Annotated in this window: 24 protein-coding genes and 1 tRNA gene; 12 read left to right on the top strand and 13 right to left on the bottom strand. The window is 30.2% G+C overall.

Annotation, left to right across the window (positions count from 1 at the left end; genetic code table 11):
• Nucleotides 1-50: 50 nt before the first annotated feature.
• Both CBLAS_RS00665 and CBLAS_RS00660 read left to right on the top strand, forming a co-directional pair.
• Nucleotides 51-1,244 carry a NifS family cysteine desulfurase gene (locus CBLAS_RS00665; protein WP_106870711.1) on the top strand — a complete coding sequence of 398 codons (1,194 nt, stop codon included), beginning with the start codon at nucleotides 51-53 and terminating at the stop codon, nucleotides 1,242-1,244.
• Between the two features lie 19 nt (nucleotides 1,245-1,263).
• Entirely contained in the window at nucleotides 1,264-2,256 is a 993-nt protein-coding gene (locus CBLAS_RS00660; protein ID WP_106870709.1) for an iron-sulfur cluster assembly scaffold protein, read from the top strand.
• Between the two features lie 29 nt (nucleotides 2,257-2,285).
• On the opposite strand, the gene CBLAS_RS00655 is transcribed toward CBLAS_RS00660, so the two are convergent.
• The 8 genes from CBLAS_RS00655 to CBLAS_RS00620 all read right to left on the bottom strand — a co-directional run bounded on the left by CBLAS_RS00655 (nucleotide 2,286) and on the right by CBLAS_RS00620 (nucleotide 12,382).
• Nucleotides 2,286-3,059 (bottom strand): ABC transporter ATP-binding protein, encoded by a 774-nt coding sequence (locus CBLAS_RS00655; protein WP_106870707.1) that lies wholly within the window; start codon nucleotides 3,057-3,059, stop codon nucleotides 2,286-2,288.
• Nucleotides 3,049-4,080 (bottom strand): FecCD family ABC transporter permease, encoded by a 1,032-nt coding sequence (locus CBLAS_RS00650; protein WP_106870705.1) that lies wholly within the window; start codon nucleotides 4,078-4,080, stop codon nucleotides 3,049-3,051. Before CBLAS_RS00650 ends, CBLAS_RS00655 begins: the two co-directional genes overlap by 11 nt.
• A 3-nt stretch (nucleotides 4,081-4,083) precedes the next feature.
• Nucleotides 4,084-5,052, bottom strand: a complete 969-nt coding sequence (locus CBLAS_RS00645; RefSeq protein ID WP_106870703.1) for an ABC transporter substrate-binding protein — start codon at nucleotides 5,050-5,052, stop codon at nucleotides 4,084-4,086.
• Nucleotides 5,046-5,795 (bottom strand): class I SAM-dependent methyltransferase, encoded by a 750-nt coding sequence (locus CBLAS_RS00640; protein WP_157940016.1) that lies wholly within the window; start codon nucleotides 5,793-5,795, stop codon nucleotides 5,046-5,048. Before CBLAS_RS00640 ends, CBLAS_RS00645 begins: the two co-directional genes overlap by 7 nt.
• Before the next feature lie 110 nt (nucleotides 5,796-5,905).
• Nucleotides 5,906-7,357, bottom strand: coding sequence for an efflux transporter outer membrane subunit (locus CBLAS_RS00635; RefSeq protein WP_106870699.1), 1,452 nt, complete (start codon nucleotides 7,355-7,357; stop codon nucleotides 5,906-5,908).
• On the bottom strand, nucleotides 7,347-10,511 hold the full coding sequence (locus CBLAS_RS00630) for an efflux RND transporter permease subunit (protein WP_106870697.1): 3,165 nt from the start codon (nucleotides 10,509-10,511) through the stop codon (nucleotides 7,347-7,349). The genes CBLAS_RS00635 and CBLAS_RS00630 overlap by 11 nt, the downstream gene beginning before the upstream one ends.
• On the bottom strand, nucleotides 10,511-11,644 hold the full coding sequence (locus CBLAS_RS00625) for an efflux RND transporter periplasmic adaptor subunit (protein WP_106870695.1): 1,134 nt from the start codon (nucleotides 11,642-11,644) through the stop codon (nucleotides 10,511-10,513). Before CBLAS_RS00625 ends, CBLAS_RS00630 begins: the two co-directional genes overlap by 1 nt.
• A 108-nt stretch (nucleotides 11,645-11,752) precedes the next feature.
• Nucleotides 11,753-12,382 (bottom strand): TetR/AcrR family transcriptional regulator, encoded by a 630-nt coding sequence (locus tag CBLAS_RS00620; protein ID WP_157940015.1) that lies wholly within the window; start codon nucleotides 12,380-12,382, stop codon nucleotides 11,753-11,755.
• 165 nt (nucleotides 12,383-12,547) lie between these two features.
• Here CBLAS_RS00620 and rpsU point away from each other — a divergent pair, with 165 nt between their 5' ends.
• From rpsU to CBLAS_RS00590, 6 genes are all read left to right on the top strand, one after another.
• Nucleotides 12,548-12,760 (top strand): 30S ribosomal protein S21, encoded by a 213-nt coding sequence (gene rpsU / locus CBLAS_RS00615; RefSeq protein ID WP_106870691.1) that lies wholly within the window; start codon nucleotides 12,548-12,550, stop codon nucleotides 12,758-12,760.
• Nucleotides 12,761-12,877: 117 nt separating this feature from the next.
• Nucleotides 12,878-13,513 carry a MerR family transcriptional regulator gene (locus CBLAS_RS00610; RefSeq protein ID WP_106870689.1) on the top strand — a complete coding sequence of 212 codons (636 nt, stop codon included), beginning with the start codon at nucleotides 12,878-12,880 and terminating at the stop codon, nucleotides 13,511-13,513.
• Nucleotides 13,500-14,111 carry a UPF0323 family lipoprotein gene (locus CBLAS_RS00605; RefSeq protein ID WP_420912989.1) on the top strand — a complete coding sequence of 204 codons (612 nt, stop codon included), beginning with the start codon at nucleotides 13,500-13,502 and terminating at the stop codon, nucleotides 14,109-14,111. Before CBLAS_RS00610 ends, CBLAS_RS00605 begins: the two co-directional genes overlap by 14 nt.
• Nucleotides 14,112-14,113: 2 nt before the next feature.
• The gene (locus CBLAS_RS00600) at nucleotides 14,114-15,292 is read left to right on the top strand and encodes a glutathionylspermidine synthase family protein (RefSeq protein WP_106870685.1); all 1,179 of its coding nucleotides are present in this window, start codon (nucleotides 14,114-14,116) and stop codon (nucleotides 15,290-15,292) included.
• Nucleotides 15,293-15,448: 156 nt separating this feature from the next.
• A complete protein-coding gene (locus CBLAS_RS00595; protein ID WP_106870683.1) occupies nucleotides 15,449-16,381 on the top strand; it encodes a D-2-hydroxyacid dehydrogenase in 933 nt (310 codons plus the stop codon).
• A gap of 98 nt (nucleotides 16,382-16,479) precedes the next feature.
• On the top strand, nucleotides 16,480-17,835 hold the full coding sequence (locus CBLAS_RS00590; RefSeq protein WP_106870681.1) for a coproporphyrinogen III oxidase family protein: 1,356 nt from the start codon (nucleotides 16,480-16,482) through the stop codon (nucleotides 17,833-17,835).
• Here the strand turns inward: CBLAS_RS00590 and CBLAS_RS00585 are convergent, their stop codons facing one another.
• The 5 genes from CBLAS_RS00585 to CBLAS_RS00565 are packed head-to-tail and all read right to left on the bottom strand — an operon-like array spanning nucleotide 17,836 to nucleotide 22,786.
• Entirely contained in the window at nucleotides 17,836-18,450 is a 615-nt protein-coding gene (locus tag CBLAS_RS00585; RefSeq protein WP_106870679.1) for a nitroreductase family protein, read from the bottom strand. It lies immediately after the preceding gene.
• Between the two features lie 11 nt (nucleotides 18,451-18,461).
• Nucleotides 18,462-20,186, bottom strand: coding sequence for an ATP-binding protein (locus CBLAS_RS00580; protein ID WP_106870677.1), 1,725 nt, complete (start codon nucleotides 20,184-20,186; stop codon nucleotides 18,462-18,464).
• 7 nt (nucleotides 20,187-20,193) lie between these two features.
• Nucleotides 20,194-21,468, bottom strand: coding sequence for an OmpP1/FadL family transporter (locus tag CBLAS_RS00575; RefSeq protein WP_106870675.1), 1,275 nt, complete (start codon nucleotides 21,466-21,468; stop codon nucleotides 20,194-20,196).
• Nucleotides 21,469-21,470: 2 nt separating this feature from the next.
• On the bottom strand, nucleotides 21,471-22,319 hold the full coding sequence (gene nfo, locus CBLAS_RS00570; protein ID WP_106870673.1) for a deoxyribonuclease IV: 849 nt from the start codon (nucleotides 22,317-22,319) through the stop codon (nucleotides 21,471-21,473).
• A complete protein-coding gene (locus CBLAS_RS00565; protein ID WP_106870671.1) occupies nucleotides 22,316-22,786 on the bottom strand; it encodes a hypothetical protein in 471 nt (156 codons plus the stop codon). Before CBLAS_RS00565 ends, nfo begins: the two co-directional genes overlap by 4 nt.
• Before the next feature lie 54 nt (nucleotides 22,787-22,840).
• Between CBLAS_RS00565 and CBLAS_RS00560 the strand changes: the two genes are divergently transcribed.
• The 4 genes from CBLAS_RS00560 to CBLAS_RS00545 all read left to right on the top strand — a co-directional run bounded on the left by CBLAS_RS00560 (nucleotide 22,841) and on the right by CBLAS_RS00545 (nucleotide 25,814).
• Nucleotides 22,841-22,915: transfer RNA gene (locus CBLAS_RS00560), tRNA-Glu, on the top strand.
• Between the two features lie 251 nt (nucleotides 22,916-23,166).
• The gene (locus tag CBLAS_RS00555; protein ID WP_106870669.1) at nucleotides 23,167-24,780 is read left to right on the top strand and encodes a phosphoethanolamine transferase; all 1,614 of its coding nucleotides are present in this window, start codon (nucleotides 23,167-23,169) and stop codon (nucleotides 24,778-24,780) included.
• Complete coding sequence (locus CBLAS_RS00550; protein ID WP_106870667.1) at nucleotides 24,764-25,468, top strand: phosphatase PAP2 family protein; 705 nt, start codon at nucleotides 24,764-24,766, stop codon at nucleotides 25,466-25,468. Before CBLAS_RS00555 ends, CBLAS_RS00550 begins: the two co-directional genes overlap by 17 nt.
• Entirely contained in the window at nucleotides 25,446-25,814 is a 369-nt protein-coding gene (locus CBLAS_RS00545; protein WP_106870665.1) for a diacylglycerol kinase, read from the top strand. Before CBLAS_RS00550 ends, CBLAS_RS00545 begins: the two co-directional genes overlap by 23 nt.
• Nucleotides 25,815-25,832: the final 18 nt, after the last annotated feature.

Raw genomic sequence — 25,832 nt, 5'->3', positions numbered from 1 at the left:
ATAAAAATTGTCCTAATTAAAAATGGATATCAAAAACTGAAAAGGTAATTATGAAAAAAGTTTATTTAGATAACAATGCAACAACAATGATGGATCCAGAAGCATACGAAGAGATGCTTCCATTTTTCAAAGAAAAGTATGGAAACCCAAACTCACTGCATGATTATGGAACACAAACTCACAAAGCTCTTAGAAATGCAGTTGACACTCTATATAGGTGTATAAATGCTGGTGATATGGATGATATCATAGTAACTTCCTGTGCGACTGAAAGCATTAACTGGACACTAAAAGGAGTATATTTTGATAAAATTTATACAGGCGAAAAAGACCATATAATAACAACATCGGTTGAACACCCTGCTGTATCTGCAACCTGTGCATTTTTAGAATCTCTAGACACTAAAGTAACAAGGCTTGGTGTAGATGGAGATGGTCAAATAGACCTTAATGAATTAAAAAATGCAATGACTGATAAAACTGCACTTGTGAGCATAATGTGGGCAAACAACGAAACAGGAACTATATTTCCTATAAAAGAGGCTGTACAGATAGCTCATGAAGGTGGCGCATTATTTCATACAGATGCAACTCAAGCAGTTGGAAAGCTAAAAGTAGATGTCAAAGATGTTGGCGTTGATTTTATGAGCTTTTCAGCGCATAAATTTCACGGACCAAAAGGAATTGGTGGGCTATATATAAAAGATAGCATAAAGCTTACTAGCTTACTTCATGGAGGTGAACATATGGGTGGGCGAAGAAGTGGAACTTTAAATGTTCCTTATATTGTAGCAATGGCAAAAGCTCTTGATAATGCAACTAAATTCATAGAGATGGAAAATGTTCATGTAAGAAGATTAAGAGATAAGCTTGAAGATGCACTTTTAAGCATTCCTGATGTTGCTGTGATTGGGGATAGAAAATATAGAACCCCAAATACAATACTTGCTTCTATAAAAGGAGTTGAAGGAGAAGCTATGCTCTGGGACTTAAACAAAGCTGGAATTGCTGCTTCAACAGGATCTGCTTGTGCTAGTGAAGCGCTTGAAAACAACCCTATAATGGAAGCAATTGGAGCAGATGTGGAATTAGCACACACTGCACTTAGGTTATCACTTTCAAGATTTAATACAGAAGAAGAGATTGATTATGCTATTGATGAGATTAAAAAAGCCATAACAAGACTTAGATCAATTTCTAGCACATTTGCCTATACGCCATCATGGCATAAAAGCGGATTATAATTAATAAAAAGGATAATAAATGGCAAAAAATACACTAATAGGTGGTTCAATTTGGGATGAATATTCTCAAAAAGTTCAAGATAGAATGAATAACCCTTTACATATGGGTGAAATCACAGAAGAAGAAGCAGAAGAAAAAGGATTAAAATTAGTTGTAGCTGATTTTGGTGCTGAAAGCTGTGGCGATGCTGTAAGGCTCTACTGGTTAGTAGATGAAAAAACAGAAATCATAAAAGATGCTAAATTTAAAAGTTTTGGTTGTGGGACTGCTATTGCAAGTAGTGACACAATGGCTGGGCTTTGTATAGGTAAAACAGTAACAGAAGCTGTAAAAATTACAAATATTGATGTTGAAAAAGCGATGCGTGATAATCCAGACACTCCAGCTGTTCCGCCACAAAAAATGCACTGTTCTGTTATGGCTTACGATGTTATAAAAGCAGCTGCTGCTAGCTACAAAGGAGTTAACCCTGAAGATTTTGAAAATGAGATAATTGTTTGTGAATGTGCAAGAGTTAGTCTTGGAACAATTAAAGAGGTTATAAAAATCAATGATTTAAAATCTGTTGAAGAGATAACTCAATACACAAAAGCAGGTGCGTTTTGTAAAAGCTGTATAAAACCTGGTGGACATGAAAAAAGAGAATATTATTTAGTTGATATCTTGGCTGAAACAAGAGCTGAAATGGAAAAAGAAAAACTTGAAGCTATTGCAAATGCAAAAACAAGCGATAGCGGTATAGATATGAGCTTTGAAGAGCTTAATACCATTGGCCAATTTAAAGCAGTTGAAAAGATAATGGATAGTGAAATTCGTCCTATGCTAGCAATGGATGGCGGTGATTTAGAGATAATTGATATCAAAAAAGATGAAAAAGGAATTACAGACATTTATATAAGATATCTTGGTGCATGCTCAGGCTGTGCTAGTGGAGCTAGTGGAACTTTATACGCAATTGAAGCTGTATTAAAAGAAAATCTATCTCCAAACATAAGAATTATGCCTATATAAAATTTAACCCATTTTTTGGGTTAAATTTCTTAAAGTTTCTTATAGTGCTCGTGTCCAAAATATACAAATTTATGATTATTTATCTCATAAAGAGTTAAATCCATATCAAAAAGCTCTTTTAGATCATCACTTTTTATATCTTGCCTTAATTTAACTCCTAAAATTTTACCTTTTTTTAGCATAACTAAACTGTCTGCATAGTGTAAAGCATGATGAATATCATGTAAAACAACTAGAGTGATCATATCTTTTTCTTTTGTGATTTTCTTTACTAGCTCCAACATTTCATGTTGATTTTTTGGATCTAAGTGAGATATTGGTTCATCAAGCAATAAAATTTTTGGCTCTTGAAGTAAACAAGATGCTATTAAAACCTTTTGCCTCTCGCCTCCACTTAAATTTGACACTGGTATGTCAAGCCATTCATTTAAATTTAATAAATTTGATATCTCTTCTATTTTTAAATGATCACCCTTAGATAAACTCCCATTGCTAAGCGCTCTTCTTCCAAGCGCTAAAACTCCTTGAACGCTTAAATTTGAAGCATTAAAAAACTGAGACATATAAGATACTTTTTTTGCTATTTCTACTCTATTTAATTCAAGTAGACTTTTTTCATCTAATTTTATTTCACCCTTTATATCATCTATTAAATTGATGATTGATTTTAGCATGGTGCTTTTCCCTGCACCGTTTGGACCAACTATGGCATAAAAATTACCACTTTTAAATTTTAAATTTATTTTATTTAAAAGCTCTCTTTTGTCAATTTTTACATATAAATCCAAACACTCAAGTATCACTTTTTTTCCTTATAAGTAGGTATAAAAATAGTGGTACACCCATAAAAGATGTAACTATTCCAATTGGCATAATAATTGGCGGTAATATAAATTTTGAGATGACATCAGCTGTTATTAAAAGAATTGATCCAAATATAGCTGAAAAGGGTATAAGAAGCCCATAAGAAGTTCCTATAACTAACCTTGTTATATGTGGTGCTACAAGACCAACAAAGCCTATAATTCCAAAATAAGCAACAACAACGGCTGATGATAATGTTGCAAAAATTAGTATAGTTATTCTTAATGCTTTAACATCAACTCCCCTTGCTTTAGCTCCCTCATCACCAAAACTAAGAGCATCCATTTTCCAATGATTTTTCCATAAAAACAAAATTGATAGAAAAAAACAGATGGATAAAATAGTTAAATTATTCCAAGTAGCTTTTCCTAAATCACCAAATGTCCAAAAAATTGCAGCAGCAGCATTTAAATCACTAGCAAAAAATTGAAGCATCATCGTAGTAGAGCTAAAAAGAGCCCCCAAAGCAACACCAGCTAATACTAAAGATGATGAGTCCATCGTAGATAACTTAGTTCCCATATATAAAATCAAAATCATACAAACCATACTTGATATAAAAGCACAACCGACTATGCCTACACTTTGTAAAATACCGCTGTTTTGCTCCAATACACCAAGAGCTATAATAGCAAAGCTAGCACCAAATGCGGAAGCTTGAGCTATCCCTATAGTGTATGGTGAAGCTAGCGGGTTTCTTAATACTCCTTGCATAGCACAGCCTGAAATTCCTAAAAGAGCACCACCTAAAATAGCTGCAATTGTTCTAGGAAGTCTAATAGAATAAAGTATCATACTTTTTTGTGAATCCAAAAAAAGATGTGGAATTATACTAAAATCTAACTTTCCATTTCCGCTACTTATTGCAAAAATAGCACTTAAGGTTAATAAAAATATAGAAAGTATGGTCCAAAGAAAAATTTTTTTATATCTTTTTTGTTGGAACTCTTTATATTGCATCTACTATATTCCTAAAAACTGCCTGTAAATCTCGTCTTTCTTTCCTTCTAAATCAACATTTGCACCTAAAGCTTTAGCCACACTCCATGCATTAATGAATGTATTATCTAAGTTGGTATTATAAAAATTAAAAGGTAAAAGCCAAAATACTTTATTGTCATTAAAGGCTTTTAGGCTATTAAAAAAATCTTTCTTGTTTTCCATTTCAAGTTCAACATTTTTTCTACCACCTTCGTCTATAAATATAACATCTGGATTTACACTTAAAATTCTTTCGATATCAATAAAAACGTGTTTATTGGATCTATCAACTAAAGAATTTTCAATTCCCAAAATAGAAAATGGCAAATAGTCTCCCTCAGTGCTTCCAATTCCCCATGAGCCTTTATAGTTTACTCCACCAATATATACTGATTTTTTATTTATAGGCAGGCTTCTTAGCTCTTTTTCTTGCTCTTCCATATATTTTATAAGTTCTACTGCTCTATCTTTTGAATTAGTTATCTCTCCTAATGCCATGAGAGATTGTTTCATAGTTTTTAAATTATTTTCACTTAAATCATCACTAGAACTGTAACTTATAACAAAAACGGGTAATTTAGTTTTTGTTTCTATAAGTTTAACTTGATCTTTGCTCATAGCTGAGGCTATAATTAAATCAGGATTAGCCTCAATCAAAGCCTCCATTGATGGTAGTTTTCCACTTCCTCCCTCGCCTATTGTTGGTTTTTTATCTAATTTTTTATTTTTTATTACAATATTATAAGGAGCATGCATATCATCTCTTTTTTCTCTATTTTCAATGCCAACTATCCTATCTTCAAGCCCTAAATAGACCCCAAATCTAAGTGCACCAGAGCCAACAAAAACAAGATTTTGAGGATTTTCAACCACTATATCTCTATTAAAAGCATCAACAACCCCAAAAACAAAGCTATGAAGCATTAAAACAAACAATGCAACTCTTACCATACCACAACCTCCAATTTTACATCTGTTTTATTTAATATTTTATTATCTTTATCTATAAACTCTTCTAAAGCCCTCTTTATGATCTCTCTATTTGGACTTATTTTATGCATTTTAAGATGCCAAGCTTGATCATCCACCATATCTTCAAAACTAAGCCTACTTTCCCATGTTGTTTCAAGTGGCATGCTTTTATGTTTAATATTATTATCTCCAAGCCACTGTTTTAATAAATTAGAAGTATTATTAATACGAAGTTTGTGATTATGTGCTTGAAAAACTTTATCCATGATTTTTGAACTTCTCTTTCCTGCCCAGCCTAACCAAATTTTACTTTTAGCTATTTTATTAAATTTTAAAAAAGAGTCATTGTTTGCAAGAGCTGGTGTCATGGCTCCAAAAGCTATATCGTAAATTTTTTTACTTTTAAAAGATAAAAAGTCATCATTTATGCAAGTTATTTTATCACTTAAGCCGAGCTTTAGGGCATCTTTTTTTAAAACCGCTAACATTTGTTTTGAAAAATCTAATGCATCTACGCTTTTAGCTATTCTAGCTAATAAAAAAGTATATGCACCAGTACCACACCCAATCTCTAAAATTTCTTTATTTAAGTAATTAATGCCCCATTTTTTAGTTATATCTATAAGATCTTTTTGAAAAATACTCTCTTCGTCTTTGAATCTTGGGTAAAATTTCTCTTTGGTATCCCATATCTGCGATAGTTTTGTAGTGTCTTGTTTCATATTATCTCTTTTATTGATGCTATAAAAAAACATATTATAACAAATTTAAAAGAAAAATAGATGGTTAAAATTTGGTAGTATTAAAGTTTTGAGAGCCTAAGCTCCCAAAACTAATAACTAAATGGTGATGTTGATTTAGAGGGTAGTATAGTAGTGTCTGAGTTTAAGATATTTTTTGTTTCATTATCATCAACTTTAAAACCGCCTCCAAATGCCTTATAGACTAGAACAATACTATTAGCAACATCTAAATTACTAGCAGCAAGTCCTAATTTAGCATCTAAATAGCTTCTTTGTGCGTCTAAAAGCTCTATATGATCACTATATCCAGCATTATATCTTTTGTTTGCTAAATTATAAACCTCTTTTTGTGAGTTTTCTAAGTTTTTCATGCTTTCTTGTTTTTTAATTGAGTTTTCTCTTGAAACAAGCGCAGTTCTAACATCTAAAAATGCATTTTTCAATGCCTTGTCATAGTTTATAAAACTTGCATTTTGCTCTAAATTTGCTATTTCTACTCTCTTTTTAGTTCTGCCAAAATCAAAAAGTGGACCCACTAAAGATCCTCCAATATTCCAGCTGTCTTTATTATCAACAAAAAGCCTATCTAACTCAAAACTCGTATATCCAAGAACACCTGTTAGAGAAATACTTGGAAAATAGCCAGCTTTTGAAACCCCAACTAAGAAATTTGAAGCTCTGAGTTGTTCTAGAGAGCTTGCAACATCTGATCTTCTAAGCAGTATATCTGAAGAGATGCTACTTGGAACTTTTGGTATATGAATAGAAAAATCTTCTGAAGTATCTATATTTTTATATAAAATTTCATCATAACTCTTTCCTGTCAAAACAGCTAAAGCAGCATTTGCAATATCTATATTGTTTTCCACCTCAACTAATCTTGCGTTTGCATTTGCAACTAGACTTTGTGTTTGGGCATAAACTATAGAGCTTATAATACCTGCATCAAGCTGATTTTTTCTATATCTTAAAGTATTTTTATAACTTATAAGAGTTTCATTTAAAATTTCTTTTTGTTCTTCTAAAAATAGTAAATTAAAATATCTATTTACAACCTCACTAACTATACTTAGTTTTGCGGTTTGATAATCATAAACACTAGCTTGAAAAATAGACTTTTTAGTCCCTACGCTATTTCTAACTTTTCCCCAAAGGTCTAACTCATAATCAAAAAGTGCGCTTGCGCTATATACACTCCTGGTGCTTGAATGAGAAGCACCAGGAGTGTTGTTTGTTCTAATAGCACTACCTTGATAAGATATATTAGGTAAATATTCCAATTTTTCTAATCCAAGTTTTACCCTTGAAACCTCAATGTTATTTAGTGCTAAAGCTAAATCCGAATTATACATTAATGCATCATTAACTAATAAATTTAACTTAGGATCATTAAAGTCTTCCCACCACTTATCTTTTATATTAATATTTTCATATGTAGCTCTAAAACTTGTATCTTTTTGTGGAGTTACTGGTTTAAAAGAACATCCGGTTAAAAATATAGTCATAGCAACTATATGTAGAATTAATTTTTTATTCAACATGGTTTACCTTTTCGTCCTTCTTTATTGTATTTTGGCTACTTTTTCCTAACCATTCATTAAATTTCTCTAGTAGATAATAAAACATCGGTACAAAAAATATAGCTATCGTTGAAGCTGCTATCATTCCACCAATAACACCTGTTCCAAGTGAAAATCTACTTGCTGCTCCTGCTCCTGTGCTAAATACCATAGGCAAAACTCCTAAAGTGAATGCTAAAGATGTCATAACAATAGGTCTAAATCTAAGTCTAGCAGCAGCTATACTTGCATCAAATATATTTTTGCCTCTTTTCGTATGCTCTTCCATCGCAAATTCCACAATTAAAATGGCATTTTTAGCACCAAGTCCTATAAGTAAAATAAGCCCTATCTGAAAATATACATCGTTATTTACATTTGCAAAATATATAGCTATCAATGCCCCAAAAACAGAAAATGGAACAGCTGTTAGAACAGCTATTGGCATTAGCCATCTTTCGTATTGTGCTGCTAATATTAGATAAACAAATATGATTCCAAATATAAAAGCAATCTTTCCTGTTCCTGTTGCAGCAACCTCTTGATAAGATGATCCAGACCAACCTATATGATATTCTTGTGGATTTAAAACATCTCTAAATACCTCTTGAATTACCTCTAAAGCTTGCCCTGAAGTATAACCAGGAGCTGGATCTCCCATGACTTTAGCTGCTCTAAGACCGTTAAATCTGTTAACACTATCAGGACCAACACTTCTTTTTAATTCAATTAATGAGCTAATAGGTATCATATCTCCTGTTGTCTTACTTTTAACAAAGATATTTCTAAAAACTGTTTCAGAATTTCTAAAATTAGAATTGGCTCTAAGTCTTACTTTAAAAGTCTTTCCTAAAATATTAAAATCGTTTACATAGTAAGTTCCAATTGTTGAGTTTATAGTGATAAAAATATCTCCTATATCTACGCCTAACATTTTAACTTTATCTCTATTTATACTAAGATCATATTGAGGAAAATTAGTATCAAGCGTTGTTCTAACCATAGTTAACTCTGGTCTTTTGTTTGCTTCTATAACTAGTTTTTGCATATCTTTTTCTATGTCAATATAACTTTTTCCAGTTAAATTTTGAGCAAAAAATTCAAATCCTCCAGTAATAGATAGCCCGTTGATTGGAGGTGGATTAACAACAAAACTCATCGCATCTGTATTGTTATAAAATATTTTATTATATTTATTAGCAACCGCAAAAGATGATTGTGCTTTGTCTTTTCTCTCTTCCCACGGTTTTAAATTAATAAACATAATAGATGCATTTTCTCTTAAAGAACCAGAAATTACATCATACCCTGACATAACACCAATTGTCTGAATATTTTCATCTTGTTTTGCTATTTGATAAAGTCCTTCACCATGTTTTGTAGTTTTAGTAATAGAAGTTGCAGATGGAAGAGTATTTATAATCATTAAACTACCCTTATCTTCACTTGGAACAAGTCCTGAAGGAATTGATTGAAAGAGAGTAAAAACACCAAACATCATAATAGCAACAGCTATAATAGATGGTATAATATGCTTTAATATTTTTGCAACTCCTGTTGAAAATATATTTGTGCTGACATCAAAAATTTGGTTAAATTTCTTAACTATCCACCAAGGTTCTTTTCTCTCCCTATTTAACATAGTAGCACATAAAGCTGGTGTTAAAGTAAGGGCTACAAATCCTGAAATAGCAACTGAAACAACGATAGTTAGAGCAAATTGTTTTTGAATAACACCAACAAGACCATCCATAAATGCCATAGGAGCAAAAACAGCAATTATAACCAAAACACTAGATATAACTGGTGCCATTATTTCACCCATTGCTTGAGAAGTTGCCTCTTTTACACTAATTTCTAAATTTTCTTCTAAAATTCTTTCAACATTTTCAATAACTATAATCGCATCATCCACAACTATACCAATTGCCAAAATTAAAGCAAATAAGGTTATCATATTTATGGAAAAGCCCATAGCTAACATTCCTGCAAATGCCCCTATAATTGAAACAGGAATTGCAATCATTGGTATAATTGTAGCTCTAATATTTCCTAAAAATAGATACATAACTATTAATACAAGAATTATAGCCTCAATAAATGTCTTTACAATCTCTTTCATTGTAGCTACAACAAACTTGGTTGTGTCATATGCGGTAATATAAGTAAGTTTGCTTGGAAAATCTATCGATAATTCTTTTAATTTCTCGCCTACTGCATTAACTACTGCTAAAGCATTTGAGCCAGTTTGTGCAAATATTAAAATAGGAGCTGTAGGATTTCCATTTACCTTACCATCAAATACATAACTATCTGAACCAAGCTTTATGTCGGCTACATCTTTTAATTTTAGCATTGAGCCTCGCTCATCACTTCTTAAAATAATATTTTCAAATTCTTTTGCGCTTTGAAGTCTTCCTTCAGATTTTATAGTATAGACATATGGATTATCTGTAGAGGTTGGTTGCTCTCCTAGCTTACCTGTTGCATATTGGGAGTTTTGTTCTCTTATAGCACCTATAACTTCTGGAATTGTTAAATCATATTTTTGAAGTAAATCAGGTTTTATCCAAATCCTCATAGCATACTCTTTACTTCCTAATAAAATAGCATTACCAACACCAGGAACTCTTTTTAATTCATCTAAAACATTTATATTTATATAGTTGTTTAATTCAACTATATCAAGTTCACCATTTGGATCATAAAATGTTAAAACTTGAAGCATGTTTGGACTAGCTTCAAAAGCATTAATACCAACTCTTCTAACCTCTTCAGGAAGACTCGGTTCGGTAGATCTTATTCTATTGTTTACATCAACTAAGGCTTGTTGCGGATTTGTTCCAACCTTAAAATAGACATTTAAATCCATATTCCCTGATGAACTTGAGGTTGATTCCATATAAATCATTCCATCAACACCATTTATGGCATTTTCTAAAGGAGTTGCAACCGTATCTGAAATAGTTTGTGCATCTGCACCAATATATGTAGCCTTAACAGCAATTCTAGGAGGTGTTAATTGAGGATACTCTTCAACAGGAGATACCTTCATAGATACAAGTCCTACAAGAACTATAATTATAGATAAAACGGCCGCAAAAACAGGTCTATTTATAAAAAATCTTGAAAACATTATTCAGCCTTTGCTTCCACAGCAGGAGCCCCAGGTCTAATTTTCATAAAATTATTTATAATAATTTTATCTCCTTCGCTTAAGCCCTTTGAAATAATTGCATACTCACTTGTTTGATATGAAATTTCTATTGGAGTTGTAGTAACTTTGCCATCTTTTAAAAGAAAAACGTAAGAGCCTTGCACATTTTGTTTAATTGCAACTTGAGGTATTTTAAAACCACCTTTTTGATAAAACCCACTGAGTTTTACAGTGCCAAAATAACCCGGTAATAACTCTTGTTGTGAGTTCTCAAAAATAGCTTTAGCATCAATAGAGCCAGTTTGATTATTTACAACTTTATCTATAAATATAAGTTTTCCATTGTATCTTTTGTCGTTAATAATTAAAGTAGCATTTGTATCTTTTTGAAGCCATTCTTTATTTTCTTTTTTTTGATTAATATTTAACATATCAACATCTGCAATAGCAAATTTTGCATGAATAGGGTTTAGATTAGTAAGCCTTACTAATTTATTATTTTGTAAGGTTATAAATGTGCCTTTATCTTGATAAGTATCCCCTATAATGCCATCAAATGGAGCTCTAACTAAGGTATAGTTTAAATCTATATTTGCATTTTTCAAAGTAGCTTGTGCACTTTCTATATTAGCTTGTGCGCTTTTGTATTCAGAAACAGAGTTATCAAATTCTTGTTTTGAAATAGAATTTGTCTTTTTCAGCTTTAAGGCTCTGCTATAATTTAATCTTGTTCTTTCAAAATTTGCTTTAGCCATTTGTAAATTTGCATTTGATATCTCTTGTGCAGCTTTATATTTTTTAGGATCAATTAAAAACAGTTTGTCCCCTTTTTTAACACTATCGCCTGGTTTAAAATACTGTTCAAGAATTGTTCCACTTACCTTAGATACTACATCTACGCTTTGCTTACTAACAATTTTTGCTGGGTAACTAAATGTTATAGGAATATCTTCTTTTTTAGCAACAAATACTTTGACTTGTATTGGTGGCATTTGTTGTTGTGTGTTAGCTTTACTTTGTTCACTTTTATCATTTTTGCTCCATGGCATATTGCATCCTGATAATAACATAACCACCGTAATAAAAACAAAAACTTTAGTAATTTTGTTCATCTTATCTATCCTTTTTATAAAAACTATTTTATAATTGTAATTTAAATTACAAAATAGCTACTAATTTTACTATTAAAACTTTAACTTGTCAACAAAACCAATTAAATTTTATTTTAAAATACCATATAAAAATATTTTTATATACTTTTTTAAATGTTGATCTAGTTCTTTTTTATTTATTTCAATGTTTTCATCATAAAATAGAGCATTAAAAAAGTATGGTTCTCTAATTAAATTTAAAAAATTAGAGGCGATTTTCCCAAGCTCTTCTTCGCTAAATTTACCTATTTTTTCATCTTTTTTAAAAAATTCCACTAAATTTTTTTCTTTAAACTCTGATAGCTTCGAGCAAAAAATATTTCTCATATTGCTATTTTTTTGTAAAAACGCTTCATTTAATATTAATCTATGAAAAAGTATGGAGTTTTTACTAAGAACCAAAGTTAAATAAATTTGCCCAAATTTAAATAGATACTCTTCAAGATTTAAGTTTGAATCTACTTTTATATTCTCTTCAATATCTTGTGTAAAATTCTCTATACCATTAATAATAATAGCTTTAAACAGTCCCTCTTTATTTCCAAAATACTCATATATAGTAGAAAGAGATCCTCCGCTTTTTTCAACTATATCATTTAAGCTAGTTTTTTTATATCCGTTTTGTAAAAAAAGTTCTGAAGCTGAATTTACAATTTTCTTAAATCTATCTTTTGTTTTAAAACTATTTGAATGGGCCACTACTTCTCCTATATAATCTAATTGTTATTTTACCTCTTATCTTTTAACATTTAACACTAAAATTATATTTTAATACTTTTTATAACAAAATAACTAAAAAATTTGTAATAATATTTTTTTTAATGTATAATGACTTCTTACATTTTATGAAAGGTGGTGAGGATAGTGCCAGGAATTAAGGTATATCCAAATGAGTCTTTTGACGAAGCTTATAGAAAATTCAAAAAACAAACAGATAGAAATCTAGTTGTTACTGAAGCAAGAGCAAGAAGATATTTTGAACCAAATACTGAAATCAGAAAAAAACAAAAAATTTCTGCTCGTAAAAAAATGCTTAAACGTCTGTATATGCTTAGAAGATATGAATCAAGACTCTAACCATGTGGGCACTAACTAACTCAAGTTAGTTAGTGCTATTTATTGCAATATCCCATTTTATAATACTTTTAGCCTAAATTTGTAATAATATAACAACTATTATTAGGAGTTAGTTATATGCAAAAGCTAAGTGTTCAAGAAGCAGCTCAAAAATTAGGAATTTCAAAAGAAGCTATTTACAATAGAATACGTAGAAATACCATTGAGAGCGTTGAGGAAGATGGGGTAAAATATGTAATATTAGATAGCAATGTTAAAAAAATAACACCCGCAAACACAACAAGAAAAACAACTAACAAAAGTAGTAATAGTGAATTTATAAAATACTTAACAAATGAAATAGAGTATTTAAAACTAAAAAATAAATCCCTAGAAGAGGATAAAGAGAATCTTTTTAGAGAAAAAGAGGAGCTTTTAATTTCAAGTAAAAATGAAATAAAAAATATGTATAAAGAAAGAGATGAAAAATTGCAATATTTTTTATCTCTTCTTGAGAAACCAACAATGACTAAAAAAGATCAAATAGAAGCAAAAGCTATAGATATAAAAGAAGATGGCAATAATTGGCTTAAATTAAAAGAGTATCTAAATTTATTTGAATTTAAAAAAAAGAAGAGGAAAAAAGTTAAAAAAATAATTGTGGAAAGTGCATATGATAATCCTGACATTAAAATTATAGGAGGAATGCTTTTCATACATAAGGATTTAGACATAAATAGCTTTACAAAAAAGGATGAGATTGAAAAGAATTAAAAAAATATCAAAAAGAACCCTTGCTAGTGGTTTTGGGCTTATTTTAGCTGGTGGTTTAATTGGAGGTTGCACATCAGAGTCAAAAGAGCAAAGCAGACTTGAACAAAACCAAGCAGCAGGCGCATTTGTAGTAATTGAAGAAACCGCCCCTGGAAAATATAAAGTTTCAGAAGAATTTCCTAGCAATGAAACAAGAATTGTCTTAAAACAACTTGATGGCACTGAAAAAGTTTTAACAAAAGAGGAGATGGACACACTAATAGCACAAGAAAATGCAAAAATAGATGCAGGAACTTCAAATTTAACAAACAATAATGCACAACTTTCAAGTGGTGGAATGAGCCTAGGTGAAGTAATTCTTGCAAGTGCAGCTGGAGCAATAATTGGAAGCTGGATAGGCGGAAAACTTTTTAATAGTCCTGCTTATCAAAACCAAAGACAAAGTGCATACAAAAGTCCATCAGCATATTCAAAAAGTGTTAATAGCTTTAATAAGGCAAAAAGCACAGGATCAACCTCAAAAACAAAAAGTGGAAAAAGTGGATTTTTTAGTGGTGGGTCTAAAAGCTCTGGTTCAAAAAGTTCATTTGGAGGCTAATAATGTTAAAATTTAAAGAGATAGAGCCACTAGATACAGATTATCTACAAAACATAGGGTTTGAGTGGCACACAGATGAAGATAACACACAATATGTTAGTAACAAAGTGCTAGAAATATCCCAAAATGAGGCAGAAAAATACTATGAAGCTGCTAACGAACTCTATGGTATGTTTGTAGAAGCTGGACAATATGTAATAGACAATGATTTATTTCATGAGCTAGGAATTCCTTTTAATCTAGTTGATTTGATAAAAGATAGCTGGGAAAATGATGTTCATTGGCATCTATATGGAAGGTTTGACTTAGCTGGCGGGATTGATGGAAAACCTATAAAATTAATTGAGTTTAATGCTGATACCCCAACTGCTGTATTTGAAACATCTATCATCCAATGGGCGCTTTTAAAACAAAATGGTATGGATGAAAACTCGCAATTTAACGATCTTTTTAATGCAATAGTTGAAAATTTCAAAAGACTTGTAACTCTTAGCGAATCTACTGAAAATTTTAATGAGCTTTATAATGGGTGGAAAATTCTTTTTAGCTCAGTAGCTGGAAATAAAGAAGATGAAATAACAACTAGATTTTTACAAGCTGGGGCAAATGAGGCTGGTTTTGAAACTGAGTTTGCATATGTAGATGAAGTTATTTTTGATGATGATGAGGGAATTTTTTATAATGATAAAAACTATGAATTTTGGTTTAAGCTTATACCTTGGGAACAGATTGCAATTGATGAGGGTGAGCTTGCTTTAATACTTAAGAATATAGTTAAAAATCAAAAAGCAATCATTCTAAACCCTGCTTATACACTACTTTTTCAAAGTAAAGGAATTTTAAAAATACTTTGGGATCTTTATCCTGACCATCCACTTTTATTAAAAAGCTCTTTTGAGCCGTTAGCGGGAACAAAAATGGTTAAAAAACCATTTTTTGGACGAGAGGGTGCCAATGTTACCATTTTTGATGAAAATGGTAAAAAAATAGCTCAAGAGAGTGGCGAGTATGAAAATCAAAAATTTTTATACCAAGAGTACTATGAGTTTAACAAAGATGAAGCTGGTAACTCATACCAAGCAGGAGTGTTTTTTGCCTATGAAGGTTGTGCCTTAGGCTTTAGAAAAGGTAGTGAAATTTTAGGGAATTTTGCAAAATTTATATCTCATTATATAAGATAATTTTCTTAAATTTCATTATAACCTTTAGAGTTTTTATTGTGCAGTAAATTAGCTAAAATCTCTATGCAATTCTTAAAAAAATCTTTTAATTTAATATATTTTTTAATATATTATTTAATATAAGGTATAATTAATAAAATTCAGAAGGAGATTATTATGAAAATAGTATGTTTAGATGCAAAAACTTTAGGATTTGATGCTAATTTAGATGTTTTTAAAAAGTATGGTGAGTTTGTATCTTATGATTACACAGCAAATGAAGAGGCTATTGAAAAACTAAAAGATGCCGATGTTGTTATAACAAATAAGGTTTTAATTACAGATGAAGTTATGGCTAACACAAACATAAAGTTAGTTTGTATAACAGCAACTGGAACCAATAATGTTGATTTAGAGGCAGCTAAAAAAAGAGGTGTTGTTGTTAAAAACGTAGCTGGATACTCTACTAACAGCGTAACACAACTAACATTTGCTGGACTACTTTATATGGTTAACAAGCTAAATTATTATGATAACTATGTAAAAGATGGCAAATGGGCAAAGAGTGAAATTTTTACCAACCTAGATGAGATAATAACAGAGATAGGTGGTAAAAAATTTGGTATTATTGGGCTTGGAACTATTGGAAGAAAAGTAGCTAGCATAGCACAAGCTTTTGGTTGTGAAGTAAGTTATTACTCAACTAGCGGTAAAAATGCTAACAAAGAGTATAAAAGCGTTAGTTTGAATGAGCTTTTAAAAGAGTGTGATATTATTTCTATACATGCACCACTTAATGAAAATACAAAAAATTTAATTGATGAAAAAGAGCTAGCAAAATTAAAAGAAAATGCAATTATAATGAACTTTGGTAGGGGTGGCATAATAAATGAAGAAGCTTTAGCTCATGCTATAGATAATAGTTCTATAAAAGCTGTTGTAGATGTTTTAGAAACAGAACCTATGGAAAAAAACCATCCATTTTTAAACATTAAAAATAAAGATAATATATTGATAACACCACATATTGCATGGGGTAGCAAAGAGGCTAGAAAAACACTAATAGACATGGTTGCAAAAAACATAGAAGATTTTATAAGCAGCAAGTGATTTTATCACTTGCTAAACCCATTTTAAAATGTATTAATATTTATTATGTTAGACTTACTAAATTAAAATAAATAAAAAATTCAAAAGGCTTTAAGATTATGTCGTATTTTAAAAATATTGCACAAAATTTTGCAATAAACTATGCCCATAGCAAAATGAAAGACTCTTTATACAAAAGTCTAAATATTGATATTATAGATAAAAACTATCAAAAAATTCCAGATGATGGTAAAAAATACATGCTCTATGCCCATGTTCCATTTTGTCATGTATTTTGTCCATATTGCTCTTTTCATAAGTATAAATTTGAAGAGAGCTTATGTAGAGATTATTTTATAAATTTACGTGAAGAAATGAAGCAGATAAAAGATGCTGGATATGACTTTGAAACTATGTATATAGGTGGCGGAACGCCTCTAATAGATCCTGATGAGCTCTTTAAAACAGTTGAGCTTGCTAAAGAGTTGTTTGGTATAACAGATGTATCTTGTGAAACTGATCCAAATAATATAGATCCTAAAATTCTAAAAAGATTTAAAGGTTACATTGACAGAATTAGTGTTGGCGTTCAAAGCTTTGATGATGAAATCTTAAAAAAAGTTGCAAGATATCATAAATTTGGCTCTCAAGAAGTTTTAATAGAAAAATTACAAAATGCTATAGGGATACTTCCGGCAACAAGCCTAGATCTGATTTTTAATCTACCTTTTCAAACAAAAGACCAGCTTATAAAAGATATAGAAATTTCCAAAATGCTCTCCCCTGAACAGATAACGTTTTACCCTCTTATGAAATCATCAATAACAAGAGATTCAATAGCAAAAACCTTGGGTATAAGTGATGAAGATAATGAAAAGTATTTTTATGATGTAATAAGAAAAGAGATGGATAGTTATTTTCAAAATAACGCTTGGGCATTTTCTAAAACAAAATCCAACTTAGCTGATGAATATGTAGGCTCAAACCACGAATATGTAGGTGTTGGAAGTGGTGCATTTAGCTTTTTAAATAAAAAGCTTCTAGTAAATGCCTACAATCTTGAAGATTATGGCAAAAGAATAAAAAGTAAACAAAGTCCAGTTATAGCGACTTGTGAGTTCAAAAAAAGCGAAATACTTAAATATGTGTTTCTAACAAAACTATTTGATGGTAGCGTTGATATAAAAAACTTTAACGAATCTAATAGTGCCAATATTAAAAAAGATCTTTTTGTTGAGTTAAAGCTTCTTAAGTTAGTAAATGCAATTTATGAAGAAGATGGTGAGATCAAACCAACTGAGTTTGGAGATTATCTATCGTTAGTACTAATGAAGGACTTTTATACAGGAATGGATAAAGTTAGAGCTGCATTTAAAGATGATGCAAAGATAAAATCAACTAAAAAACTAAAAGTAATGGAAGAAGATGATGTAAATTACCTTAACCTAGATGAGAAAGCCCAAAAAAGGGCTTAATCATCTCCAAATTAAAACATCTTCAAGAGAGTGTCTTATCTTAGGAGTTGCCTTGTCATCGCTGTATCCAAGTGGTATTACGATGCAAGGTTTTAAATGTTTTTGAGTATTTGAAAGTTTTGCATCTACAAACTGAGCCAATTTTTCATAATCAAATCCGCCTATTATACAACTCTTAACCCCTTTTGATTCTGCTATATTTACCAAATTTGCAGTTGCCATGTAGCACTGTAAATCAGCATAATGCTTTAACTCTTTTTCATCCATTTGACCAGTTCTATTACTAACCATAGCATGATACATTTTTATCTTTTCTTCACTTTTGCCTTTAGCAGCAATAGTATCTAATAGATACGGATCTTTGTTTTGAAGGTCAATTCTAGATATTACAATAACAGCATGAGAGCAATTAGAAACTTGTTTTTGGTTATTACAAATTTCACCCAATTTTTGTAGATCGTCTGATTTTGAGATAATCATAAATTTCCAAGGCTCTAACCCTAGCGAACTTGGAGTTAGTCTTGTTAAATCAATTATATCTTTAACCACCTCATCATCTATCTTTTTATTATTAAAATTTCTGCATGAAAATCTATTTAACATTATATCTTTCATCTTTTCTCCTTTTATAGTAATCCTACTTTTTTATCTTTATCAAAAGATGCATTAAGTTCTTGACTTATCTCCCCCAAGAAATCATCCATTGTAAAAATATCATTTTCTCTAACCGCCACCTTTAAAGCAGTGTTTTTTAACACCAAAACTATTTGAGCTCCACTAAGCTCAAATTTAGCAAGCTTTTTTACATCAAATTCATCTTCAAAATTTGCATTTTCAGGTAGTACTTTTTGCCAAATTCTAACTCTATCGTTAAAATCTGGTTTTTTAAACTCAATTTTAAAGTCAAATCTTCTTGAAAAAGCACTATCAAAGCTTTTTAAAAAGTTTGTAGTTGCTATTAGAACCCCTTGAAACTCTTCAATCTGCTCTAAAAATATATTTTGCATTTGATTGTGCATTTTATCTACACTACTAGAACTATTCTCAAGCCTACTAGATAGAAACTGATCCGCCTCATTTAGTAAAAGAACTGGCTCACTTTTACTATCTTTACAAATTTGCTTGTAAGTATCAAAAATTTTCCTAACATTTTGTTCACTCTCACCAACATATTTTGATAGTATTTTTGAACAATCAAAACTAATAACTTGTTTTTTAAGACTTTTAGCAAGACTAACCGCACTCATAGTTTTACCTGTCCCAGGAGGCCCATAAAATATTATCTTAGCATCAACACCTTTTCTAGTCTTAATACCCCAACTACTAAGCTTTGCTATAACCTTTTTATCAAGTTGTTTAAGTATGGCCTCTAAAATCTCTTTTATCTTATCATTTAAAACAACATCATTTATATCTGTTTTTGGCTCTATGAGTTCAAAAATTTCACTATCTTTAACTATAGTTTCAATAAGCTCTTTCTTGCTAACTTTTGCAGCTTTTGGATGTATTATATCTTGTAAAACATCTTCGTTTATAAAAAAGCTTTTAATTATATTTCCAAAATTTGATATAGTTTCATCATAATCAATCAAACCGCTACTTATAAGTCTTCCGCCCTCTTCAAAAAGAGCTCTATTTTCTATCCTCTCTATATCATTGTTGCTAATTAAATCAATTAAGGTATTTATATCTCTAGCTAGATTAAAGTTATTAGAGTATTCTTCTCTAAGAAGGGCTAAAAAGACCGTTTGCTCTTTTTTATCTAAAGAATTTGTCTTAAAAATTTGCTCAACCTTTAAAGGAAATTTGCTTATTTCAACTCTTTTGCTAATTATCTCTTCTATCCTAGATATATTTTCATCTACTCTTTTTTTGCCAAGTTCTGATTTTATAACAAGTTTTTTCTGATAAAGCTCTATCCTATAAAATTGATCTTTTAGGTATTCTAGGTGATCTTCATACGCAGATACCTCTGGAAAATTATACTCTATCTTTCCATCTTCTAAAATCTTCAAAAAATACTCACTCAGCTCAACCTCAGCATGTAAAAGACTTAAATTTGAAGATTTTAATGAGTTATTTGTGTTTGAGCTATCAAAAAAACCTAAATTTTGATCAATATACCCTAGTTCTAATAAATTTTTTATATTCTCTAAATTGTTTATATATCTATAGTTATCATCTTTAAAAACTGATTGTAAAATAGAGTAAACACTGCCTGTCTTGCTCCCCTCTAAAAAGTTTTTAGTTAAAAATTGTAAAATTTTAATCTCATCATCATTACACTCAAGTTCTTTACAAAACTTGCAATTTTCCAACCTATTTTCAATAAAATTTATAATATTTTGCATTTTCTATCTAAAATCTATAATTAAAACTTACATTTGCAAATGTTATGGATGATCTTTTAAATGTTCCAACAACATTGTTAAAAGGTACTTGATCGTCAGAAGATTCAACCTTTCTTTTTTGTCTATCTTGGTATAAAAAACCAACACCAATATCTAATTTCTCATTGACTTTATAATTTCCACCAAGTGAGTATACATATGCTTTAGTATCAGGAAGCTCAAATCTTACTTTATCGTTATCTGTAGCCTTTTCATCTATTGCAAAACCAGCCATTAAGCGAAGTTTTTCACTATAATCATATGCTAAACCAAATCTAAAAGTATTTGTATCATGCCAATTTTTCTCCACTGGTCTATCAAATATCCCACCAGCTGGATTTTCTACAGCATAGTTAAAATCAAACTCTTTTAATGCTGACCAATATGTTCTATCATATGCAAACAAAAATGTAAAATCATTATATCTATATGATGTTGCAAGGGTTAAAATAGCAGGTAGTGGCACTGTAATACTTGCCGACCCATCATAGTCAGGTAATCCTGTAAGGTTTTTTGACTGAATTTGAGCATCCCCTTTTAGAGTCATATTTATTTTTGATCTATATATAGCACCAAAGGATAGATTAGAAGTTGGCCTATAGCTAAGTGCTAAATTATAACCAAAATCAATACTATCGCCTTTTATATCTCTTTTAGCAACTATGATATCTTTTGGAAGTCTTGGGTTTACAGCCGCTCCCGTAACCTCATTTCTAGCCTCTCCTTTAGAGTAAAGCATTCTAACCCCACCAGCGATCGAAAGTTTATCATTTATCTCATAAGATATACTAGGCGCAGCTTCAATAACCAAAACTGTAAATAACTTAGATAGTGATCTTGGGTATGGATCCCTCCACTTCATAGTAAGTCCAGCTGGAGAAGTAAGACTAAAACCAACTCTAGTTCTATCATTTATATATGGAAAAACCATATGAAAAGTAGGAAGTAAAAATGTATTTGGTCTAGAGCTTGTGTTGTAGTTTAAAGGCCCATAGGCATTTGACTTATTTTCAAAATCAAGCTTACTTGCGCGTATAAAAGAAAAAGATCCTGTCATATGGTGCTCTGGGCTTAATGTTGCCATGTTTGCAGGGTTATAATAAGCAGCGTCTGCACCAAAGCTAGTTGCTATATTTGTAGCAGCTAGTGCAACACTATCTCCACTTTGCTCAGGAACCCTAAACCCAGATCCATAACAAACAGCTGATACCGTCAAAGCTAAACATATATGTTTTATTTTCATTACTAATTGCCTTTTATAAAATTTCTTAAAAGTTTTATCTCTTCATCCCAAATACTATCATCTATAGTTTCTAGTATCAAAGGGATTTCATCTATATTTTCATCTTGCATTATGCATTCAAACGCCTCAAGCCCTATAGTTCCTTTTCCTAAGCTCTCATGCCTATCTTTTCTAACTCCAAGTTCATTTTTAGAATCATTTAAGTGCATACCACTTAAATATTCATAACCAACTATTTTATCAAACTCAGCCATTGTCTTTTTATATGCACTTTTATCTCTTATATCGTATCCGCCTGCAAAAAAGTGACAAGTATCTATACAAACTCCAATCCTATCTTTATCAACACATTTATCAATTAAATAGGCAAGATGCTCTAACTTATAGCCTAAATTTGAACCTTGTCCTGCTGTATTTTCTATAACAAGTTTGATATTACTACTATTTAATAAAGCATAATTTATAGACTCAGCTATATTGTTTAGGCATTCCTCTTCACTAATTTGCTTTAGGTGAGATCCTGGGTGAAAGTTTAAAAGCTTTAATCCTAGCAAATTCACACGCTCTATCTCATCCATAAAAGCATCTAAACTTTTTTCTCTTTTTTCTAACTCTGGATGTCCTAAGTTTATAAGATAGCTATTGTGTGGTAAAACATGTTCTGATTTAATATTTGCTGTTTTTAAATTCTCTTTAAACTTTGCAATATTATCATTACCAAGTGGTTTTGCACTCCACTGTCTTTGATTTTTAACAAATAGTGCAAAAGCATCAGCGCCTATATTTTTAGCATTAATGGGGGCATTTTCAACCCCGCCACTGGCACTAACATGGGCTCCTACTCTTTTCAATGAATGTTCCTTATTAGCATCTTTATTTTGTTTTTACTGTCTTTATAAAAAGTTTCATTATTGCAAATTTTATATGTTAAATAGCTTAAATTTTGCTCAAATCCACAGTCTGTTGTAACTAAATTTCTACTACTATAAATTGGATTACTTTTTAATATATCATTTAAAAACCCTCGATAGTGTAATCTTCCAAAAAACTCTTGATTAAATTTAAGCTCATCTTTGCAAACACCATTCATACATATCCTATCTATTATAGAAATTTCAAATATGGCCATACCTGAGCTATAGACTTGCAGTTTTGTAGAGTTTTTAGTAGTTTTTATAAACCCAGCATCATTTATTTTAATCATGGGTGATATGATAGTAAAGTTTACAGCTTGTGGCTTTACTGGTTCTTTTATGGAGCAACCTGTTAAAAAAATAGCTGTAGCAAACACTAAGCTTTTTAAAATTTTTATTCTCATTTAATCTACCTTTAAGTTTTTATGAAGTATAATTACACTTCCTGTTTAGGAAATGGCCCCTTCGTCTAGCGGTTAGGACATCGCCCTTTCACGGCGGTAACACGAGTTCGAGTCTCGTAGGGGTCACCACCTACTTTTAAACACACTTTAACACTTAACCAAAACATATAAAATATTTTGAAAATTAAGTTTAGCTAAAAATTTTAAATATCTCCTAAAATTTAACCTGTTTATACAAATTCATATCCAATTCATTAATTTATCTATTTTCACACTACAAATTTTTAACAAAAATATACCTAAACATATTAGCAAGATGTTCATTGATTAACTAATTAGTATTAATATTTCAGCTCATAATTAATCAAAAGGATGCTTTGTTGAAAACCATTTCTCAGTATAAACTTATAGTTGTTTCCGCTCTATTCTTAACAATGTTTTATAATTTTTCATTTATAAAAAATATCATTAATACATACTCTATAGAAAATTTTAATTTTATATATATCTTTTCTATATTGCTAGTTTTAACCAGTCTTAATGTTTTTTTATTTACTCTTATCTCTTCAAGATACACAACGAAGCCTATTTTAATTGCAGTATTAATAATCTCTTCTTTTACAGCATATTTTATGGATACATATCATGTTGTTATTGATGATAGTATGATAAGAAACACTTTTCAGACAGATATAAAAGAATCATCTGATTTATTTTCATTAAAATTATTAATTTATCTATTTTTTCTTGGATTACTTCCATCTTTTTTGATATATAAACTAGATATTCAATATGGCTCTTTCAAACAAGAACTATTTTCTAAACTTAAAATACTTTTTGTCTCTATTGCTATTATACTGATAATTTTATTTTCATTTAGTAAATTTTACACATCATTTTTTAGAGAACATAAGCCTCTTAGATATCATGCAAATCCTGATTATTGGATATATAGCATTGTAAAATACTTTGCTGAATCTGCCGATGCCGGAGAGGTTGCTCTTAAAGAAATAGGCAAAGATATAAAAATAGATGAAAATTTTAGTAATCCCGAAAATAAAACAGAGTTAATAATTATGGTAGTAGGCGAAGCTGCAAGAGCTGATAGATTTTCAATAAATGGGTATGAAAAAGAGACAAATCCCTTGCTGAAAAAAGAAGAAATTTATAGTTTTTCAAATTTCTACTCTTGTGGAACTTCAACAGCCGAATCTGTTCCTTGTATGTTTTCTATTTTAAATAAAAGTGAATATAGCGATAAAAAGGCTAAATCAACTGAAAATGTAATAGATATTTTAAAACATACAGAACATGTAAAAGTATTGTGGAAAGACAATAATTCAGACTCAAAAGGAGTAGCTCTTAGAACAGAGTATGAAAATTATAAAGATCCACAAAATAATCCAATCTGCGATGAAGTTGAATGCAGAGACGAAGGTATGTTAATTGGTCTTGAAAAATTCATAGAAAAAAATAAAGGTGAAGATATATTGATAGTTCTTCATCAAATGGGAAATCATGGACCAGCTTACTACAAAAGATATCCAAAAGAATTTGAAAAATTTACACCTGTTTGTAAAACAAATCAGTTTGAAAAATGCACCTCAGAAGAGATAAGTAATGCTTATGATAATGCTATTTTATATACTGATTATTTTTTATCAAAAGTAATAAATTTTCTAAAACCATACTCTAAAACCCATGAAACTGCAATGTTTTATATGAGTGACCACGGAGAAAGCTTGGGCGAAAATGGAATTTATTTGCACGGACTCCCATATTTTATGGCGCCAAAAGAGCAAAAACATATACCTGCATTAATGTGGTTTGGAGAAGGAGAGATAAGAGAGGATATAGATATTGAAAAAATACCATCTTTGTTAGATAAAAAATTTACCCATGATAATCTTTTTCATACTTTATTGGGTATATTTGAAGCACAAACAAAAATTTACAACCCGAATATGGATATATTGCATGATATTAGAAAATAGCAACAAACAGCTAATTTTAACAGCTGTTTTGTTTGTTTTTACTATATTGCTGTTTGAACTTACAAACTTAGATATATTGGTTCAAAACTATTTTTATAACTTTGAAACAAAATTATGGACAATTGATAGCAAAAATACTTTAATAAAATTTTTTATGTATGATGGGTTTAAAAAATTATTTATTGTGTTTGGAATTTCTATATTAATATCTCTTCTTTTTTTTAGAAAACATAAGTTTATTAAAGAACACATACAAGGTCTTATCATAGTTTTATTATCTATAATTTTTGTACCACTAATTACTGTTTGGCTAAAAGATATTACAAATATGCCATGTCCCTATAAAATAATAAATTATGGTGGAGAATATCCTAACATAAAGCTTTTCGAGCCATATCCTATAGAATTTAAACAACTATCAAGAACAAAATGTTGGCCAGCAGGACATGCTAGCATTGGTTTTTCTTTAATGTCTTTATACTTTTTATTTAAGCAACCAAGGTTTAAAAATATAGCTTTAATAGTTGCATTAATACTTGGCTGGAGCACAGGTGGATATAAAATTTTAATAGGTGATCATTTTTTTAGTCATAATATAATAACTATGTTACTGGCTTGGATGATTATTTTGATAATATATAAAATAACAAATTTAAAGGTAAAAAATGAGAAATCAACCAAAATATAACTTCTTTAAAAATACCGCTTATGCCTTAAATGGGCTAAAAGATATGGTAAAATCAGAGACATCTTTTAAAATAGAACTTTTAGTATGCATTGCATTATTGCCCATAATTATCTTTATAGATACAAGCCTAACAAATAAACTTTTAATGTTTATAACTCTTTTTGGAATGCTTATAGCTGAGGCTATTAATAGCGCCATAGAAAGAACGGTTGATCTTGTAACGCTTGAATATCATGAAATGGCAGGTAAAGCAAAAGACGCTGGAAGTGCGATAGTTTTTTTAAGCATTTGTGTGTTTGTTATAACATGGCTTTCAATATTAATTAATGTTTTTAAAATTTTATAGTACACAAAAAAGGATATT

Source organism: Campylobacter blaseri, assembly GCF_013201895.1.
Taxonomy (GTDB): domain Bacteria; phylum Campylobacterota; class Campylobacteria; order Campylobacterales; family Campylobacteraceae; genus Campylobacter_B; species Campylobacter_B blaseri.
Note: the sequence above shows the minus strand (reverse complement) of the source record. Positions and strands in the feature narration are given on the sequence as shown.